The 250-nt window shown below is 51.2% G+C and carries 1 tRNA gene; it reads right to left on the bottom strand.

The features are described from left to right. Window positions 1–113: 113 nt before the first annotated feature. Window positions 114–189, bottom strand: a tRNA-Trp gene (locus tag QCD69_RS22595). Between the last annotated feature and the right edge of the window lie 61 nt (window positions 190–250).

The following is a 250-nucleotide window of genomic DNA, read 5'->3' as shown; positions in this document are numbered from 1 at the left end:
AAGCAGAACAAGCAGAACAAGCAGAACAAGCAGAACAAGCAGAACAAGCAGAACAGAATAGCCGTTTTTCAGACAAAAAAAATCCTTTGCCGGAGCAAAGGATTATTTTTAAATGGCAGGGGCGGAGAGACTCGAACTCCCAACACCCGGTTTTGGAGACCGGTGCTCTACCAATTGAACTACGCCCCTAAAAGGGTGGCGGAACGGACGGGGCTCGAACCCGCGACCCCCTGCGTGACAGGCAGGTATT

This window comes from Erwinia sp. PsM31 (genome assembly GCF_030433775.1).
In the GTDB taxonomy this organism is placed as follows: domain Bacteria; phylum Pseudomonadota; class Gammaproteobacteria; order Enterobacterales; family Enterobacteriaceae; genus Erwinia; species Erwinia aeris.
This window is presented reverse-complemented; position numbering and strand designations above follow the sequence as displayed.